This is a genomic window from Citrobacter sp. CFNIH10 (assembly GCF_002934585.1).
GTDB lineage: Bacteria > Pseudomonadota > Gammaproteobacteria > Enterobacterales > Enterobacteriaceae > Citrobacter_A > Citrobacter_A amalonaticus.
The window spans coordinates 2,882,789-2,901,456 of sequence record NZ_CP026216.1; the positions used below are offsets into that span (position 1 = coordinate 2,882,789).

Annotated in this window: 16 protein-coding genes and 5 tRNA genes; 18 read left to right on the forward strand and 3 right to left on the reverse strand. The window is 52.0% G+C overall.

The genetic code is table 11. From position 1 onward, the window contains the following. Positions 1 to 18 precede the first annotated feature (18 nt). The 3 genes from glmL to C2U53_RS17260 all read right to left on the reverse strand — a co-directional run bounded on the left by glmL (position 19) and on the right by C2U53_RS17260 (position 3,073). On the reverse strand, positions 19 to 1,407 hold the full coding sequence (gene glmL, locus C2U53_RS17250) for a methylaspartate mutase accessory protein GlmL (protein WP_043001348.1): 1,389 nt from the start codon (positions 1,405 to 1,407) through the stop codon (positions 19 to 21). Further along, positions 1,407 to 1,856, reverse strand: coding sequence for a methylaspartate mutase subunit S (glmS, locus tag C2U53_RS17255; protein WP_043001347.1), 450 nt, complete (start codon positions 1,854 to 1,856; stop codon positions 1,407 to 1,409). The genes glmL and glmS overlap by 1 nt, the downstream gene beginning before the upstream one ends. 497 nt (positions 1,857 to 2,353) lie before the next feature. Continuing rightward, the gene (locus C2U53_RS17260) at positions 2,354 to 3,073 is read right to left on the reverse strand and encodes a GntR family transcriptional regulator (protein ID WP_043001346.1); all 720 of its coding nucleotides are present in this window, start codon (positions 3,071 to 3,073) and stop codon (positions 2,354 to 2,356) included. Positions 3,074 to 3,249: 176 nt separating this feature from the next. Between C2U53_RS17260 and mngA the strand changes: the two genes are divergently transcribed. The 18 genes from mngA to C2U53_RS17350 all read left to right on the forward strand — a co-directional run bounded on the left by mngA (position 3,250) and on the right by C2U53_RS17350 (position 18,544). Continuing rightward, positions 3,250 to 5,166 (forward strand): PTS 2-O-a-mannosyl-D-glycerate transporter subunit IIABC, encoded by a 1,917-nt coding sequence (gene mngA / locus C2U53_RS17265; protein WP_104446154.1) that lies wholly within the window; start codon positions 3,250 to 3,252, stop codon positions 5,164 to 5,166. Positions 5,167 to 5,185: 19 nt separating this feature from the next. Beyond that, positions 5,186 to 7,819 (forward strand): mannosylglycerate hydrolase, encoded by a 2,634-nt coding sequence (gene mngB / locus C2U53_RS17270; protein ID WP_104446155.1) that lies wholly within the window; start codon positions 5,186 to 5,188, stop codon positions 7,817 to 7,819. Positions 7,820 to 8,500: 681 nt separating this feature from the next. Then, on the forward strand, positions 8,501 to 10,069 hold the full coding sequence (gene cydA, locus C2U53_RS17275; protein ID WP_043001343.1) for a cytochrome ubiquinol oxidase subunit I: 1,569 nt from the start codon (positions 8,501 to 8,503) through the stop codon (positions 10,067 to 10,069). A 15-nt stretch (positions 10,070 to 10,084) separates the two neighbouring features. Next, a complete protein-coding gene (gene cydB / locus C2U53_RS17280; RefSeq protein ID WP_043001342.1) occupies positions 10,085 to 11,224 on the forward strand; it encodes a cytochrome d ubiquinol oxidase subunit II in 1,140 nt (379 codons plus the stop codon). 14 nt (positions 11,225 to 11,238) lie between these two features. After that, the gene (cydX, locus tag C2U53_RS17285; protein WP_042320599.1) at positions 11,239 to 11,352 is read left to right on the forward strand and encodes a cytochrome bd-I oxidase subunit CydX; all 114 of its coding nucleotides are present in this window, start codon (positions 11,239 to 11,241) and stop codon (positions 11,350 to 11,352) included. Then, on the forward strand, positions 11,352 to 11,645 hold the full coding sequence (ybgE, locus tag C2U53_RS17290; RefSeq protein ID WP_042320596.1) for a cyd operon protein YbgE: 294 nt from the start codon (positions 11,352 to 11,354) through the stop codon (positions 11,643 to 11,645). Before cydX ends, ybgE begins: the two co-directional genes overlap by 1 nt. A 316-nt stretch (positions 11,646 to 11,961) precedes the next feature. Further along, positions 11,962 to 12,366 carry a tol-pal system-associated acyl-CoA thioesterase gene (ybgC, locus tag C2U53_RS17295; RefSeq protein ID WP_043001341.1) on the forward strand — a complete coding sequence of 135 codons (405 nt, stop codon included), beginning with the start codon at positions 11,962 to 11,964 and terminating at the stop codon, positions 12,364 to 12,366. Continuing rightward, positions 12,363 to 13,055, forward strand: a complete 693-nt coding sequence (tolQ, locus tag C2U53_RS17300; RefSeq protein ID WP_080343208.1) for a Tol-Pal system protein TolQ — start codon at positions 12,363 to 12,365, stop codon at positions 13,053 to 13,055. Before ybgC ends, tolQ begins: the two co-directional genes overlap by 4 nt. Before the next feature lie 3 nt (positions 13,056 to 13,058). Next, a complete protein-coding gene (tolR, locus tag C2U53_RS17305) occupies positions 13,059 to 13,487 on the forward strand; it encodes a colicin uptake protein TolR (RefSeq protein WP_044266307.1) in 429 nt (142 codons plus the stop codon). 62 nt (positions 13,488 to 13,549) lie between these two features. Further along, positions 13,550 to 14,791: a cell envelope integrity protein TolA gene (gene tolA / locus C2U53_RS17310; protein WP_043001340.1), complete on the forward strand. Its 1,242-nt coding sequence runs from the start codon at positions 13,550 to 13,552 to the stop codon at positions 14,789 to 14,791. Positions 14,792 to 14,922: 131 nt separating this feature from the next. Next, positions 14,923 to 16,215, forward strand: coding sequence for a Tol-Pal system beta propeller repeat protein TolB (gene tolB / locus C2U53_RS17315; protein ID WP_043001339.1), 1,293 nt, complete (start codon positions 14,923 to 14,925; stop codon positions 16,213 to 16,215). Positions 16,216 to 16,249: 34 nt separating this feature from the next. Beyond that, positions 16,250 to 16,768 carry a peptidoglycan-associated lipoprotein Pal gene (pal, locus tag C2U53_RS17320; RefSeq protein ID WP_006685431.1) on the forward strand — a complete coding sequence of 173 codons (519 nt, stop codon included), beginning with the start codon at positions 16,250 to 16,252 and terminating at the stop codon, positions 16,766 to 16,768. A 9-nt stretch (positions 16,769 to 16,777) separates the two neighbouring features. Further along, entirely contained in the window at positions 16,778 to 17,572 is a 795-nt protein-coding gene (gene cpoB, locus C2U53_RS17325; protein WP_104446156.1) for a cell division protein CpoB, read from the forward strand. A gap of 164 nt (positions 17,573 to 17,736) precedes the next feature. Then, positions 17,737 to 17,812 (forward strand) — tRNA-Lys (locus C2U53_RS17330). 136 nt (positions 17,813 to 17,948) lie between these two features. After that, positions 17,949 to 18,024, forward strand: a tRNA-Val gene (locus C2U53_RS17335). Positions 18,025 to 18,027: 3 nt separating this feature from the next. Then, positions 18,028 to 18,103 (forward strand) — tRNA-Lys (locus C2U53_RS17340). 158 nt (positions 18,104 to 18,261) lie between these two features. Continuing rightward, positions 18,262 to 18,337: transfer RNA gene (locus C2U53_RS17345), tRNA-Lys, on the forward strand. A gap of 131 nt (positions 18,338 to 18,468) precedes the next feature. Beyond that, positions 18,469 to 18,544: transfer RNA gene (locus tag C2U53_RS17350), tRNA-Lys, on the forward strand. Positions 18,545 to 18,668: the final 124 nt, after the last annotated feature.

Consider the following 18,668-nt stretch of genomic DNA (forward strand, 5'->3'; position numbering starts at 1 on the left):
TCGTCGCTGCCTTAGGTTTTATAGGGTTAAACAGTGAATGCTGGTGCGCGCAGCGGCCTGAGGATCCAGTCTGGCAACGTTTGCCAGCAGGGGGAGCAGACCTTTTGCGTCGCGGTAGTACTCAAACTGAGTGGGTAAAAGAATGCGTCTACCGTCGTCGTCCAGTTCGCGATATTTGAGCCAGTGATGGATATCAAACTGACTGGCGCGGGAGAGCCAGCCGCCCGAGCCAACCACTTTGCGCACGGTGGTCAGGTCGCGCCCCATCTGTAAATCGACATTGCCAACGCAGGTACAGACCTGCTTTTTAGTGCCAGCGTGACGCTCGGCGGCATAGCCGACGCACAGTCCGGCTAACAGAGAATCAAAGTATTTCTCTTCCTCGCTCTGCGGCAGATAATCGGGATGCGCCACCAGATGACGCAGGTAGCCATAGAAGGCCTCCTGGCGTGCCGGTTGCTGAGCGAATACCACCTTCACCAGTTCCTGTGTGCTTTCGCCTACCACCACGGCGGAGACGCGCATGCCGAGATCGCCTTCCACGGTGCGCTTAACAAAGGGCTCCGGGACACCGTGCAGCACGGTGTCGGGCGAGAGGGTGTTGGCACTGGCGGAATAGACGTCGGTGGTCGCGCCGCCCATGTCGATGAGCATGAATTCTCTCCACGCGCTATCGACTTCGCTGATGGCTTTGACCAGTTCGTACACCGTCCAGGGTGTTGGCATGGGCTCTTCGCCGGTTTCACCGACAATCACATCCAGGCCTTTGCCTTTCACAATGCGGGACAGGAAGACATCACAAATCGCCTTGCGGGCGGCGAAGGGATTCGGGTGATCGAGATCGGGCAGAATGTTGTCTACCGTGGTCAGATCTTTGTGTCCCAGAATCGCCTGGACATCATCCTGAATGTCGCGGTTTCCGGCGTAGATAATGGCGCAGTCGAGGCTGGACTCTGCCAGGGCGCGCGCATTGGCCAGGCCGTAGCTCTCTTCACCACCGTCGGTGCCGCCGGTAAACAGCAGAATGTCCGGTGGTGAAGCTTCCAGCGCCTGAATATCATGGCGATTCAGTTTGTACGAATAGTACTGGGCGATTTTTGCCCCGGCGGAATGCGCCGTGACTTTTGCCGATTCCAGAGTGATCGACGGCACCAGTCCCATTGCGGCGACGGCAAGACCGCCTTTCGCGGACGAGGAGTATTTCAGGGTCACTTCACCCCGGTTGAGCAGTGGGCGCGCATCGGCAACGTTCAGCACCTGGTTCAGGCTGGCGAAAAAACCTTCCGCCAGATGATGGGTCGTCGTCGGAGTCAGAACGTGGTTAACCAGTGTTAACGCATCCCCCTCCTTTGCGAAGAGGGCAGCTTTGGTCCACGTCGAGCCGATATCGACAGAGACGGTTTGCATCAGATGGCCTCTTCCAGACAACGCTTTTCAATGCCGTGGCGCTTGTTGATATCCGCTGCCATCAGCTGACACACATCTTCGAGATCGTGGCTTGGGGCAAAGACGCGCTGGAAGCCCATCTCTTTGAATTTGGCTTCGACGTCTGCGAAATCATGCTTCCCGACCACCAGGTTGCCGCCGACATAAAGCAGGATGTCGCCGATACCGCGTTCGATGCAGCGCTCGCGCAGACCCAGGCAGTCGATGTCGCCGTGGCCATAAATGGAAGAGACGACAATCGCATCGGCGCCGGTTTCGATCGCGGCATCGATATATTCATCCTGGCTTACCATTACGCCCAGATTGATTACGCGAAAATCATGGGCAGTAAAAACGCGGTCCAGAACTTTATTGCCTACGGCATGGCAGTCAGCACCAATGACGCCAATAACGAGTGTTGATTTTTTCATGGGTAATCCTCTCCAGGACTCAGGGTAAGAAATAAAAAGTTTTGCAATGTTTTAATAGGGACGGAGTGTCGTGGGGAGGCGCGATGGATGCAATTGATCTATTTTCAAAATATCTTTCGAAAAACGACTGTTCTATGAATGAAAATTTAAAAATTGTTTATTATCAATTAGTTATATGCTTTATTCTGGATGGTGTATATATTTAATAAATAGATTCCTATTAAACGGCTTTCTATGTTTGTGATCTAAATCCTATTTGTTTATCTTTGTGCGGAATAGGTGTTTAAATAATTTTAGAAGAAGAAGTGTGAGGCGCGTAACGGAATAAAGCATAATGTTTCTATACGCCATTTTATTATTGTTAATAAAATGATAAATATGATGGTGAGTTGTTTGCAATTCCCGCGTTGGGACATGAAAAATTCAGCATATTACATTGACTTTATATTTGTGAAGCAGTTAACACTTCGTCGAAATAGTTTTAAAGCGCACTCCGATTAACGCTGTTTCCTGTGGGCGATCAACGTAAATTTATAATCGTCAGTATTAAACGCATTGCGACTGTATTCGAATACCTGTCCTCCCTTTAAAAAACCACGCGACACTTTTTCCAGGATTGGCTTTGTGAGCGGGATAGCAAGCAGGCGGCTCATCTCTTCGGTGGGCATCAGTGGAATCAACTCCTGCTCACTGCGTTCAATGACCTGTTTCTTCACCTCTTCAATGAAGTGGTACTTTGAGTTTTCCATCACCTGCCAGGTTAAATCAGGGAATAATGCCAACGGCATCCACGTCTCCTCCAGCGCGACTGGTTTTTGCTTGATGTAACGCACCCGCTTGACGTGCCAGACCCGTTTGTCATCAGCCAGTTGTAATTGATTTTTCAAAAAATCATCGGCCTGAATCACTTCGAAAACCAGCACGTCGCTGTGCGTATCGCTGCTACGGTCGGTCAGCTTTTCATCAAAACTGGTTAATTGATAGATGTCGTAATTAACCCGATCCTCTTTAACGTATGTGCCGCTGCCCTGAATGCTTTCGATGATCTGCTGCTCGGTTAACTGCCTTAGCGCCTGACGCACGGTGACCCTACTGACCCCAAATGCCGCCTGTAGCGCGGATTCTGTCGGCAGAGCATCACCGGGCTTCAACTCACCTCGCTGGATTTGTTCACGGATCCCGTCGGCTATCTGTCGATAAAGTGGTTTTCGGCTCATGGTTTTTTCTGTCAGGTTGTTAAGACGACTTTTCACATTATGCCTAATGAATTGAATGTGTAAACAATACAAATTAAATACAAATTATCGTCTTTAAGTGAAAATGATCACATAAATGTATTGTTTTGTCTGGCACACTCCTTCGCACATAAAACAACCATTTTGTGAGGATCATGATGAACCTGACGACGTTAACCCAGCGGGACGCGCTGTGCCTGAACGCCCGGTTTACCAGCCGTGAAGAGGCGATTCGTACGTTAGCGCAGCGGCTGACGGCGTTGGGCAAAATTGCTGATTCTGATACCTTTCTGGAAGCCGTGTTTGCACGTGAAAACCTCGGACCGACTGCGTTAGGAGAAGGGCTGGCGGTACCACACGGGAAAACGTCGGCTGTGAAAGAAGCCGCTTTTGCGGTGGCGACGCTCAGCAAGCCCCTGAGCTGGGAAGGGGTCGACGGTCCGGAAGCTGTTGACCTGATTTTCCTGCTCGCCATCCCACAGGAAGAGGCGGGCAGTACCCATATGCAATTGTTGACCGCGCTCACCACGAGGCTGGCTGATGAAGAAACGCGAGCCCGTGTTATGGCGGCAACGAGTGCTGACGAGCTGTTGGCGGCGCTGGATGACAACGGGCATGGACCAATGGTCGCAACGCCATTCAACGCCCCCACAATTGTGTGTGTGACCGCCTGTCCGGCGGGGATCGCGCATACCTATATGGCGGCGGAATATCTGGAGAAAGCCGGACGGAAGTTGGGCGTCAATGTGTTTGTTGAAAAGCAGGGCGCTAACGGTATTGAAGGGCGCTTAACGGCAGATCAACTGAATTCGGCCAGTGCCTGTATTTTGGCCGCTGAGGTGACAATCAAAGAGAGCGAACGGTTTGCAGGGATCCCGGTGCTGACGGTACCCGTCGCCGAACCGATTCGCCATGCTGAGCAACTGATCCGGCAAGCGTTGGCGCTTGAACCACAAAATGTCAAGCGCGTGCGGCAGGAAGAGAGCCATCAGCCTAAAGGGCTTAAGACGGAGATAAAACAGGCCTTACTGAGTGGGATCTCCTTTGCCGTGCCGCTGATTGTTGCGGGTGGGACGGTACTTGCTGTCGCGGTATTACTGGCGCAGATATTCGGTCTGCAACCGCTGTTCGAACAGGAGAACTCCTGGCTGTGGATGTATCGCAAACTTGGCGGTGGAATGCTCGGTGTGTTGATGGTGCCTGTACTGGCGGCTTACACCGCGTATTCTCTGGCGGATAAACCCGCACTGGCACCCGGTTTTGCTGCCGGGCTTGCCGCGAACATGATTGGTTCCGGTTTTCTTGGCGCAATCGCAGGGGGATTAATTGCTGGATACCTGATGCGCTGGGTGAAAAAACACCTGCGATTGAGCAGTAAATTCAACGGTTTTTTGTCGTTTTACCTCTATCCGGTGGTTGGTACGCTGGGGGCAGGCAGCCTGATGTTGTTTGTTGTCGGCGAACCGGTGGCATGGATTAACAACAGCCTGACCGCCTGGCTTAACGGTTTATCTGGGGCGAATGCGCTGCTGCTTGGCGCGATTCTCGGCTTTATGTGTTCATTTGATTTGGGGGGCCCGGTCAATAAGGCCGCCTATGCCTTTTGTCTGGGGGCGATGGCGAACGGCGTCTACGGTCCTTATGCCATCTTTGCCTCGGTCAAAATGGTCTCCGCATTTACGGTGACCGCGTCAACGTTAATTTCTCCCCGTCTGTTTAAAGAGTTTGAAATTGAAACCGGGAAATCCACATGGCTGCTAGGGCTGGCGGGTATTACAGAAGGGGCAATCCCGATGGCGATTGAAGATCCTGTGCGGGTGATTGGCTCCTTTGTCCTCGGGTCAATGGCGACAGGGGCAATGGTTGGGGCGATGAATATTGGTCTCTCAACGCCTGGCGCGGGTATTTTTTCACTCTTTTTGCTGCACGATGCCGGGTACGGCGGCGTACTGGCCGCGGCAGGCTGGTTCGGTGCGGCGCTGGTGGGAACCGTTATCTCAACGCTGGTTTTGCTGCTCTGGCGACGCTATGCGGTGAAGCAGGGTAAATATACGACTGATGGCGTAATGTCTTAATTCTGAACAGGAAACGAAGATGAAAGCTGTATCTCGCGTTCACATTACCCCGCATATGCACTGGGATCGGGAGTGGTATTTTACCACCGAAGCGTCACGCATTTTGCTGGTCAACAATATGGAAGAGATCCTCACCCGACTGGAACAGGATACCGACTATAAATATTACGTTCTTGATGGACAGACGGCAGTGCTGGAGGATTACTTTGCGATAAAGCCGGAAAATACCCATCGGGTACAACGTCTGGTGCAAACCGGAAAGTTAATTATCGGCCCATGGTACACCCAGACGGATACCACCATTGTCTCCGGTGAGTCTATTGTGCGTAACCTGCTGTATGGCATGCGTGATTGCCTGGCTTTTGGCGAGCCGATGAAAATTGGCTATCTACCCGATTCCTTTGGCATGTCGGGACAGCTTCCGCATATCTACAACGGATTTGGCATCACCCGCACGATGTTCTGGCGCGGTTGTTCAGAGCGACACGGTACCGATAAGACCGAATTTTTATGGCAAAGCAGCGATGGCAGTGAAGTCGTCGCGCAGGTATTGCCACTGGGTTACGCGATTGGTAAGTACTTACCCGAGGATGAGAGCGGGCTGCGCAAACGGCTTGACAGCTATTTTGAGGTGCTGGAAAAAGCGTCTGTGACAAAAGAGATATTGCTGCCGAATGGTCACGATCAGATGCCGCTGCAACAGAACATTTTTGCGGTGATGGACAAACTGCGCGAGATCTACCCGCAGCGAAAGTTTGTGATGAGCCGTTTTGAAGCGGTGTTTGAACATATCGAGAATCGACGTGAACAACTGGCCACGCTGAAAGGCGAATTTATTGACGGTAAGTATATGCGGGTACACCGTACGATTGGCTCGACGCGGATGGACATCAAACTCATTCATGCGCGTATTGAAAATAAGGTAGTCAATATCCTTGAACCTCTGGCGACGCTGGCCTGGACGCTTGGCTTTGAGTATCACCACGGTTTGCTGGAAAAAATGTGGAAAGAGATTTTAAAGAATCATGCTCACGACAGCATTGGATGTTGCTGCAGCGATAAGGTTCACCGGGAAATCATCGCGCGCTTCGAACTGGCGGAGGATATGGCGGATAACCTGATCCGCTTTTATCTGCGCAAAATCACGGACAACATGCCGCTCAGCGACAGCGATAAACTGGTGCTGTTTAACCTGATGCCGTGGCCGCGTGAAGAGGTGATTAACACAACGATCCGCCTGAGAGGTCATCAGTTTTGCCTGCGTGACGATCGGGGAAATCCCGTTCCCTTTTTTGTTCGCGGGGTTCGCGAAATCGATCCTGGTCTGATAGACAGGCAGATCGTGCATTACGGTAACTACGAACCGTTTATGGAGTTTGATATCCAAATCCAGCAGATAGTACCGTCGATGGGTTATCGCACGCTGTACGTAACGCAAGGGGAGGCGGGAAATCACGTTGCACCAGAAACGCCAGGGGCAGAAGTGCTGGAAAATGCGTTCTGGCAGATAGCCGTTAACGACGACGGAACGCTGCGTCTGTATGACAAAGATAGCGGCATCTGCTATGACCGCGTTCTGGTGCTGGAAGAGGGATCTGATGATGGGGATGAGTATGACTACTCGCCCGCCAGAGAAGAGTGGCGGTTGACTTCCGCATCGGTAAAAGCAGAGTGTGTTATGACCCATGAAGCCTGGCAAAGCCGGGCGCGGATTCGTTATCAAATGGACGTGCCGCTCAATCTTACGGAACGTCGCGCTCGCCAGCGTAGCGGTAGGATTGGGGTTGAAATAACGGTCATCCTGAGTCACAACAGCAGGCGAATTGATATTGAAGTCCTTCTGGATAATCAGGCAGACGATCATCGTCTGCGGGTACTGATCCCCACTCCGTTTGTGACCGACACTGTGCTGGCAGATACGCAGTTTGGTACGGTGAGTCGCCCCGTGCGGGATCCCGCACTGGCAAACTGGCGGGAAGAGGGCTGGAAAGAGGCACCGATTCCCGTCTGGAATATGCTTAACTATGCGACGCTTCAGGAGGGCAGAAATGGTCTGGCAGTTTTCACTGAAGGATTGCGGGAATTTGAAGTGCTGGGTGACCGGGAAAAAACTTTCGCCATCACGCTACTACGCGGTGTAGGACTACTGGGGAAAGAGGATCTGCTTTTGCGTCCAGGTCGTCCTTCAGGCATTAAAATGGCGGTACCGGATGCACAACTGCGCGGACGATTGCACGGTCGGTTGAGCCTTTTCAGTTATACCGGTACGCCTGTGAATGCCGGTATTGCTCAGCAGGCCAGGGCCTGGCTCACACCCGTACAGTGTTATAACAAGATTCCGTGGGATGCGATGAAACTGAACAAGGCCGGTTTCATGACGCCTGACCACTACAGTTTATTCACTATGCCACCGGTTGGGTGTCAGTTGAGCACCCTGAAGAAAGCTGAAGGGAGGAATGAACTGATCCTGCGCCTGTTTAATCCCTCCGATTCGGAGCCATGCGACGCAACGGTTGCCTTCGGTAGCGCGGTTCAATCGTGTACAGAAACGCGTCTGGATGAGCAGCCGCTTAAGAGCGTTGATGAAAAGCGCAGCGACTTCGGCCCGGTTTTGCCGGGACAAACACGAACGTTCAGCTACAAAATTGTGTGAATAGCCAGCAAACAGACACAAGCCACGCATCGCGTGGCTTTTTTCTTAACAGAATAATAACTGTGCGGTGTTAATTTATACCGCTATAAAAGTGAAATAATTGTGAATATTGACACGTGAAATTTATATCCTGGCAAATAACAATAAATTGTCTACGCTGAACTCATCGGGAAAGGGAAGATAAATTCCTGTGTTGGCGTTAATTAAAACACTGTTTTTTTATATATACATTTTCACTTAGTAACCATCCCTCCCGTAGATGCACATGTTTGCAACATGTTTTTCACCATAATTACTCCATTTAAACATAGTTAACAAAAAGTCCTGTTTTTGATTTAAATCAAGGTTTAAACATTGGAAAACCGACGTGAAACGAGTTAAATTGTCGCCGATCAAATTGGTGGAAAAGTGATGAATTCGCTATAAATTGATCACTGTCGAAAAATGCAAATATTCCTCAATAAAAACCTGTTTATTGTAAGGATTTTGCGGCGTAATATAATTGCGGGATCAATTTGAGTTTTTTATTAACATGTTTGTAACCTTTCGCCCTTTCTGTTTCCTTCTCCAGGAAAACGGCAACGGCGAGAGTGCACAAATAAATTTGTATTGGGGCATGCGTGTGACCCTTTCTAACGGGGTTCACTCTCGGAGTCTTCATGCGATGAGCAAGGAGTCATGATGTTAGATATAGTCGAACTGTCGCGCTTACAGTTTGCCTTGACCGCGATGTACCACTTCCTCTTTGTGCCACTGACGCTCGGTATGGCGTTCCTGCTGGCCATTATGGAAACGGTTTACGTCCTTTCCGGCAAACAGATTTATAAAGATATGACTAAGTTCTGGGGCAAGTTGTTTGGTATCAACTTCGCCTTGGGTGTCGCAACCGGGTTGACCATGGAGTTCCAGTTCGGGACAAACTGGTCTTACTATTCCCACTACGTTGGGGATATCTTCGGTGCGCCGCTGGCGATCGAAGGTCTGATGGCCTTCTTCCTCGAATCCACCTTTGTAGGTCTGTTCTTCTTCGGCTGGGATCGTCTGGGTAAAGTTCAGCACATGGCGGTAACCTGGCTGGTCGCATTAGGTTCTAACCTGTCCGCTCTGTGGATCCTGGTCGCAAACGGCTGGATGCAGAACCCTATCGCATCGGATTTCAACTTCGAAACCATGCGTATGGAGATGGTGAGCTTCTCTGAACTGGTCCTTAACCCGGTAGCCCAGGTGAAATTTGTGCACACCGTGGCGTCTGGCTACGTGACCGGTGCGATGTTCATCCTCGGTATCAGTGCTTATTATCTGCTGAAAGGTCGCGACATCGCTTTCGCAAAACGCTCTTTTGCTATCGCTGCCAGTTTCGGTATGGCTGCTGTGTTGTCTGTTATCGTTCTGGGTGATGAATCCGGTTACGAAATGGGTGACGTGCAGAAAACCAAACTCGCGGCCATTGAAGCAGAGTGGGAGACTCAGCCCGCTCCAGCTGCCTTTACCCTGTTTGGTATTCCGGATCAGGATTCGCAGGAAAACAAACTGGCGATTCAGATCCCGTATGCGCTGGGCATCATTGCGACACGTTCTGTCGACACGCCAGTTATCGGTCTGAAAGACCTGATGGTGCAGCATGAAGAGCGTATCCGTAACGGGATGAAAGCGTATGAACTGCTGGAGCAACTGCGTGCCGGTTCGACCGACCAGGCGGTTCGCGATCAGTTCAACGTGATGAAAAAAGACCTGGGTTACGGCCTGCTGCTGAAACGCTATACCCCGAACGTCTCTGATGCGACTGAAGCGCAGATTCAGCAGGCGACGAAAGATTCTATTCCTCGCGTTGCGCCGCTGTATTTCGCCTTCCGTATCATGGTGGCCTGTGGCTTCCTGCTGCTGGCGATCATTGCGCTCTCCTTCTGGAGCGTGATTCGTAACCGCATCGGTGAGAAGAAATGGCTGCTGCGCGCCGCGCTGTACGGTATTCCACTGCCGTGGATTGCAGTAGAAGCCGGCTGGTTTGTTGCCGAATATGGCCGTCAGCCGTGGGCGATCGGTGAGGTGTTGCCAACCGCAGTGGCGAACTCGTCGCTGACCGTCGGTGACCTGCTGTTCTCCATGATCCTGATTTGTGGCCTGTATACCCTGTTCCTGGTGGCTGAACTGTTCCTGATGTTCAAGTTCGCACGCCTTGGCCCAAGCAGCCTGAAAACGGGTCGCTACCACTATGAGCAGTCCACCGTGGCTTCTCAGCCGGCACGCTAAGACAGGAGTCGTCAAATGATCGATTATGAAGTACTACGTTTTATCTGGTGGCTGCTGGTTGGCATTCTGCTGATTGGTTTTGCGGTCACCGATGGCTTCGACATGGGGGTGGGCATGCTCACCCGTTTCCTCGGTCGTAACGACACCGAGCGTCGAATTATGATTAACTCCATCGCCCCGCACTGGGACGGTAACCAGGTGTGGCTGATCACCGCGGGCGGCGCGTTGTTTGCAGCCTGGCCGATGGTCTACGCCGCGGCGTTTTCCGGTTTCTATGTGGCGATGATCCTCGTGCTGGCATCCTTGTTCTTCCGTCCGGTCGGTTTTGATTACCGCTCTAAGATTGAAGACACCCGCTGGCGCAACATGTGGGACTGGGGCATCTTCGTGGGGAGCTTCGTGCCGCCGCTGGTGATCGGCGTGGCATTCGGCAACCTGTTGCAGGGCGTACCGTTCCATATCGATGAGTATCTGCGTCTGTTCTACACCGGTAATTTCTTCCAGTTGCTGAATCCGTTTGGTCTGCTGGCGGGCGTGGTGAGCGTAGGGATGATCATTACTCAGGGCGCAACCTATCTGCAAATGCGTACCGTGGGTGAACTGCACCTGCGTGCACGTGCGACATCGCAGATTGCGGCGCTGGTCACTCTGGTCTGCTTCGCACTGGCGGGTGTCTGGGTGATGTACGGTATTGATGGCTACGTGGTGACCTCTGCGATTGATCATCATGCAGCGTCTAACCCGCTGACCAAAGAAGTGGCACGTGAAGCGGGTGCCTGGATGGTCAACTTCAACAATGCACCGATCCTGTGGCTGGTTCCGGCACTGGGTGTGGCGCTGCCGTTGCTGACGATTCTGACGTCCCGCATGGAGAAAGGGGCATGGGCATTCCTGTTCTCTTCTCTGACGCTGGCCTGCATCATCCTGACTGCCGGTATCGCCATGTTCCCGTTCGTGATGCCTTCAAGCACCATGATGAACGCGAGCCTGACCATGTGGGATGCGACGTCCAGTCAGTTGACGCTGAATCTGATGACCTGGGTTGCTGTGGTGTTTGTTCCGATCATTCTCATCTACACCAGCTGGTGTTACTGGAAAATGTTCGGTCGCATCACCAAAGAGCATATTGAAAACAATACCCACTCTCTGTACTAAGTAAGGAGCAAACTATGTGGTATTTCGCCTGGATTCTGGGAACGCTTCTTGCCTGTGCATTTGGGATCATCACTGCGCTGGCCCTTGAGCACGTCGAGGCAAGCAAAGACGGTCAAGAAGAACACTGATGACCACCCTGATCGCGATGCAATATAACGCGATGGACAAGCGCCCGTTACGGGCGCTTTCTTTGGTGATGGCGCTAGTGTTAGCAGGATGTATGTTTTGGGATCCCTCCCGCTTCGCGGCTAAAACCAGCGGGCTGGAAATCTGGCACGGTCTGCTGCTGATGTGGGCGGTCTGTGCGGGCATCATTCATGGCGTGGGTTTTCGTCCTCGCGCCGCGCACTGGCAGGGGATTTTCTCTCCGCTACTCGCCGATATCGTGCTTATTGTCGGTCTGATATTCTTCTTCTTTTGAATAAGAAACATCCTGAATGATCTATGGGCTTGCATAAGCCCATATATTTTTACTCTCCCTTAACTTCCCCCCATTCCCAAGCCTCAATCGCGCGCGTATAGTAGCAACGTTTAAAAGCACTAACGTGAGGCTGTGTCCTGCCATCCGTAAACAATGGCAGTCAACAGCCTAATTGCATTACCGGGATGTAAAGTGAATACAACGCTATATACAACAGCATTCTTGAAGCATCGCGGCGGTAAGTACGCGAATCACCAGGAGCTTACAGGCGTAAGTGACGGTGTGAGTGGACGAAGCCAACAAAAAGGCAGCAGGAATGAATAAGTATATATTTCGATGGCCGGTACGTGTTTACTATGAAGACACCGACGCCGGTGGTGTGGTTTATCACGCCAGTTACGTCGCTTTTTATGAACGAGCACGCACAGAGATGCTGCGTCATCATCACTTCAGTCAGCAGGTGCTGTTGGCTGAGCGAGTTGCCTTCGTGGTGCGTAAAATGACGCTGGAATACTACGCGCCTGCGCGACTCGACGATATGCTCGAAATCCAAACAGAAATTACGTCAATGCGTGGCACCTCTTTGGTTTTCACGCAACGCATTGTCAACGCAGAGAACACCGTGCTCAATGAGGCTGAGGTTCTGATTGTTTGCGTTGATCCACTCAAAATGAAGCCTCGTGCGCTTCCCAAGTCTATTGTCGCGGAGTTTAAGCAGTGACTGACATGAATATCCTTGATTTGTTCCTGAAGGCAAGCCTTCTGGTTAAACTTATCATGTTGATTTTGATTGGTTTTTCAATCGCATCCTGGGCCATCATTATCCAGCGGACCCGTATTCTTAACGCCGCCGCGCGTGAAGCCGAAGCGTTCGAAGACAAATTCTGGTCCGGAATTGAACTGTCTCGCCTGTATCAGGAGAGTCAGGGACGCCGTGATAATCTGGCGGGTTCGGAACAAATCTTTTATAGCGGGTTCAAAGAGTTTGCACGATTGCATCGGGCAAACAGCCATGCGCCGGAAGCAGTGGTGGAAGGGGCGTCTCGTGCGATGCGGATCTCGATGAACCGTGAACTTGAAACGCTGGAAACGCATATTCCGTTCCTCGGCACCGTGGGTTCCATCAGCCCGTATATCGGTCTGTTCGGTACCGTGTGGGGGATCATGCATGCGTTTATTGCGCTCGGGGCGGTAAAACAGGCGACGTTGCAGATGGTTGCTCCGGGTATCGCGGAAGCATTGATTGCTACGGCAATTGGTCTGTTTGCGGCAATCCCGGCGGTCATGGCCTACAACCGTCTGAATCAGCGTGTTAACAAGCTGGAACTGAATTACGACAACTTTATGGAAGAGTTCACCGCGATTCTGCACCGTCAGGCGTTTACCGTTAGCGAAAGCAACAAGGGGTAAGCCATGGCCAGATCGCGTGGACGAGGTCGTCGCGACCTGAAGTCCGAAATCAACATCGTACCGTTGCTCGACGTGCTGTTGGTGCTGCTGCTGATCTTTATGGCGACAGCGCCGATCATTACGCAGAGCGTGGAAGTCGATCTGCCGGATGCGACCGAGTCGCAGGCCGTTAGCAGTAACGATAATCCGCCGGTCATTATTGAGGTTTCCGGAGTAGGGCAGTACAGCGTGGTGGTTGAGAAAGATCGTATGGAACAACTACCGCCGGAACAGGTGATCGCCGAGGCGAAAAGTCGCCTGGAGTCCAATCCGAAAACGGTCTTCTTGATCGGGGGCGCGAAAGATGTGCCTTACGATGAAATAATTAAAGCGCTGAACTTGTTGCACAGTGCAGGTGTGAAGTCGGTTGGCTTAATGACGCAGCCTATCTGATCATTTGCGTCTCTGGTTTTAAAGAGAACGTGTAACAGGCGAACAGTTTTTGGGAACCGAGAGTGTCAAAGGCAACCGAACAAAACGACAAGCTCAAACGGGCGATAATTATTTCAGCGGTGCTGCATGTCATCCTATTTGCAGTCCTGATCTGGAGTTCGTTCGATGAGCATATTGAGGCTTCAGCCGGCGGCGGCGGTGGTTCTTCCATCGATGCCGTGATGGTTGATCCTGGCGCCGTGGTTCAGCAGTACGAACGTCAGCAGCAGCAACAGTCAAGTGCGCAGCGTGCCAAAGAGCAACGTGAAAAACTGGAGCAGCAGCAGGCGGAAGAGCTTCGTGAGAAGCAGGCTGCCGAACAGGAACGGCTTAAGCAGATCGAGAAAGAACGTTTAGCGGCTCAGGAACAGCAGAAGCAGGCTGAAGCCGACGCGAAGAAAGCGCAGGAACAGCAGAAACAGGCTGAAGAAGCGGCGAAGAAAGCCGCGGCGGATGCCAAAGCGAAAGCTGATGCGCAGGTGAAAGAAGCCGCAGAAGCCGCGAAAAAAGCCGCGGCGGATGCACAGAAGAAAGCCGAAGCAGAGGCGGCAAAAGCCGCTGCTGACGCGAAGAAGAAAGCAGAAGCAGAAGCGGCTAAAGCGGCTGCCGATGCGAAGAAGAAAGCCGAGGCCGAAGCCGCTAAGCAAGCCGCCGCGGAAAAAGCGGCTGCAGCCAAAGCCGCCGCCGCCGCCGAGAAAGCCGCTGCTGAGAAAAAAGCCGCCGAGAAAGCCGCTGCTGAGAAAAAAGCCGCCGCAGAAAAGGCCGCCGCTGATAAAAAAGCTGCAGCTGAGAAAGCCGCTGCCGATAAGAAAGCAGCAGCCGAGAAAGCCGCTGCGGCCAAAAAGGCCGCTGCTGAAAAAGCGGCTGCAGCATCTGGCGTTGACGATCTGCTTGGCGATCTTAGCTCCGGTAAGAATGCGCCGAAAACCGGCGGTGGGGCAAAAGGGAACAACGCTTCTCCTGCGGGGAGTGGTAATACTAAAAATAATGGCGCATCAGGCGCGGATATCAGCAACTATGCCGGGCAGATTAAATCTGCCATTGAAAGCAAGTTCTACGACGCATCGTCTTATGCAGGTAAAACCTGTACGCTGCGGATAAAACTGGCTTCTGACGGTATGCTGCTCGACATCCAGTCTGAAGGTGGCGATCCCGCGCTTTGTCAGGCAGCGCTTGCTGCAGCCCGACAAGCGAAGATTCCAAAACCACCGAGCCAGGCGGTATATGAAGTGTTTAAAAACGCACCTCTGGACTTTAAACCGTAAGCTAAACTTTCCCCGTTATGACGGGGAAAACAATCTGCGGTAGTCGCTGGGTTCTGGTAGTTTTGTGTATTTGAGTTTGTTAACATTCTGCTAAATTATCGTGGGCTGATCGCCTGGATAAGGGAGATATGATGAAGCAGGCATTACGAGTAGCATTTGGTTTTCTGATGCTGTGGGCAGCGGTGCTGCACGCAGAAGTACGTATTGAGATAACCCAGGGGGTGGACTCGGCGCGCCCGATTGGGGTTGTGCCATTCCAGTGGGCTGGGCCGGGTGCTGCACCTGAAGATATCGGTGGCATTGTTGGCGCTGACCTGCGCAACAGCGGTAAATTTAATCCGTTAGATCGGTCTCGTTTGCCACAACAGCCGGGGACTGCGCAGGACGTTCAACCTGCTGCATGGTCTGCGCTGGGGATTGACGCGGTCGTGGTCGGTCAGGTGACTCCGAATCCGGACGGTTCCTACAATGTTGCTTACCAGCTGGTTGACACCGGCGGTGCGCCGGGTACTGTACTGGCTCAGAACTCTTACAAAGTGAACAAGCAGTGGCTGCGTTATGCCGGCCATACTGCCAGTGACGAAGTGTTTGAGAAACTGACCGGTATTAAAGGCGCATTCCGTACCCGTATCGCGTATGTTGTTCAGACTAACGGCGGTCAGTTCCCGTATGAACTGCGCGTGTCTGACTACGATGGCTACAACCAGTTTGTGGTTCACCGTTCACCGCAGCCGTTGATGTCTCCGGCCTGGTCTCCGGACGGTTCTAAACTGGCGTATGTCACCTTCGAAAGCGGTCGTTCTGCGCTGGTTATTCAGACGTTGTCTAACGGCGCGGTCCGTCAGGTTGCGTCATTCCCGCGTCACAACGGTGCGCCTGCGTTCTCTCCGGATGGCAGCAAACTGGCGTTTGCCCTGTCAAAAACCGGGAGCCTGAACCTGTATGTGATGGATATTGGTTCTGGCCAGATCCGTCAGGTGACCGATGGCCGCAGCAACAATACGGAGCCGACCTGGTTCCCGGACAGCCAGAACCTGGCCTTTACATCGGATCAGGCGGGTCGTCCGCAAGTGTATAAAGTTAACGTTAACGGCGGTGCTCCGCAGCGTATTACCTGGGAAGGTTCACAAAACCAGGATGCTGATGTCAGCAGCGACGGCAAATTTATGGTAATGGTAAGCTCGGCCAATGGTCAGCAGCACATTGCCAAACAAGATCTGGTAGCGGGTGGCGTACAAGTTCTGTCGTCAACGTTCCTGGACGAAACGCCAAGTCTGGCACCTAACGGCACTATGGTAATCTACAGCTCTTCTCAGGGGATGGGATCCGTGCTGAATTTGGTTTCTACAGATGGGCGTTTCAAAGCGCGTCTTCCGGCAACTGATGGACAGGTTAAATTCCCTGCCTGGTCGCCGTATCTGTGATAATAAATAATTGATTAATAAAGGAATCATTGAAATGCAACTGAACAAAGTGCTGAAAGGGCTGATGATCGCTCTGCCTGTTATGGCTATTGCGGCATGTTCTTCTAACAAGAACGCCAGCAATGACGGCAGCGAAGGCATGCTGGGTGCCGGCACTGGTATGGATGCAAACGGCAGCGGCAACATGTCCTCTGAAGAGCAGGCTCGTCTGCAGATGCAACAGCTGCAGCAGAACAACATCGTTTACTTCGATCTGGACAAGTACGATATCCGTTCTGACTTCGCTGCAATGCTGGATGCGCACGCTAACTTCCTGCGTAGCAACCCGTCTTACAAAGTCACCGTAGAAGGTCACGCGGACGAACGTGGTACTCCTGAGTACAACATCTCCCTGGGTGAACGTCGTGCGAACGCTGTTAAGATGTACCTGCAGGGTAAAGGCGTTTCTGCTGACCAGATCTCCATCGTTTCTTACGGTAAAGAAAAACCTGCAGTACTGGGTCACGACGAAGCGGCTTACTCCAAAAACCGTCGTGCCGTACTGGTTTACTAAGAGAATTGCATGAGCAGTAACTTCAGACATCATCTGTTGAGTCTGTCGTTACTGGTTGGCATAGCGGCCCCCTGGGCCGCTTTTGCTCAGGCGCCAATCAGTAGTGTCGGCTCAGGCTCGGTCGAAGACCGTGTCACTCAACTCGAGCGTATTTCTAACGCTCACAGCCAGCTTTTAACCCAACTCCAGCAGCAACTCTCTGATAATCAGGCCGATATAGACTCCCTGCGTGGTCAAATTCAGGAAAGTCAGTATCAACTGAATCAGGTAGTTGAGCGTCAGAAGCAGATCCTGTTACAGATGGACAGTCTGAGCAGCGGTGGCGCTTCCGCGCAGTCGACAAGCGGCGATCAGAGCGGATCAACTGCGGGGACAGCGACGTCTGCGCCTGACGCAGGTGCTGCGACGTCGGGTGCGCCAGTACAAAGCGGTGACGCGAATACCGATTACAATGCGGCAATTGCCCTGGTGCAGGATAAATCCCGCCAGGATGATGCAATTGTGGCATTCCAGAACTTCATCAAAAAATACCCTGATTCGACTTATCAGCCGAACGCCAACTACTGGCTCGGTCAGTTGAATTACAACAAGGGTAAAAAAGATGATGCCGCGTTTTATTTTGCTTCGGTGGTGAAAAACTACCCGAAGTCACCAAAGGCTGCTGACGCGATGTATAAAGTCGGTGTGATCATGCAGGACAAAGGTGACACTGCGAAAGCAAAAGCGGTTTATCAACAGGTTATCAGCAAATACCCAGGCACCGAAGGCGCAAAACAAGCGCAGAAACGTCTTGGCGCGATGTAATGCACAGCATACGACCAGAAATCGAATTATTTCTGGTCGTGTCGTGCGATTCCTAAGCAGTTGAGTGATCTACATCGAAATTTTTGTTGCGCTCAAATCTTAAATCAGTAATATATGCCGCCGTTGCCAAGGGATATCAAACAAACCAAAAGCAGCGCAAAAGTGGGTCGTTAGCTCAGTTGGTAGAGCAGTTGACTTTTAATCAATTGGTCGCAGGTTCGAATCCTGCACGACCCACCAATCGTTCTGGTGGACGCGATAGTAGAACGTGAAGGATAACGTTGCGAAAGCAACGGACCATAGGACGAGGCGAAGCCGAGTCATCCTGCACGACCCGCCACGAACAAAGGTAGTCAGTAATATCCAGCGTAGTATCGGGTGATTAGCTCAGCTGGGAGAGCACCTCCCTTACAAGGAGGGGGTCGGCGGTTCGATCCCGTCATCACCCACCACTCGGGTCGTTAGCTCAGTTGGTAGAGCAGTTGACTTTTAATCAATTGGTCGCAGGTTCGAATCCTGCACGACCCACCAATTTAACATCAAACTCAGATGTTAAACGTGAAGGATAACGTTGCTTCAGCAACGGCCCGAAGGGCGAGGCGAAGCCGAGTCATCCTGCACGACCCACCAATTTAACATTGAATATTAAATTGGTGACGAGTAAAAAATCTTTCAGGTAACACCCGAATGGGTCGTTAGCTCAGTTGGTAGAGCAGTTGACTTTTAATCAATTGGTCGCAGGTTCGAATCCTGCACGACCCACCAATATTAAGGTGGTTACTGGTAGAGAACGTGAAGGATAACGTTGCTTTAGCAACGGCCCGAAGGGCGAGGCGAAGCCGAGTCATCCTGCACGACCCACCATCCTGAATGATTAATTAAGAAAGTCCCGTAAGGGGTCGTTAGCTCAGTTGGTAGAGCAGTTGACTTTTAATCAATTGGTCGCAGGTTCGAATCCTGCACGACCCACCAATTTAACATCAACATCAGATGTTAAACGTGAAGGATAACGTTGCTTCATCAACGGCCCGAAGGGCGAGGCGAAGCCAAGTCATCCTGCACGACCCACCAGTGTAAAAAGGCGCCCTAAAGGCGC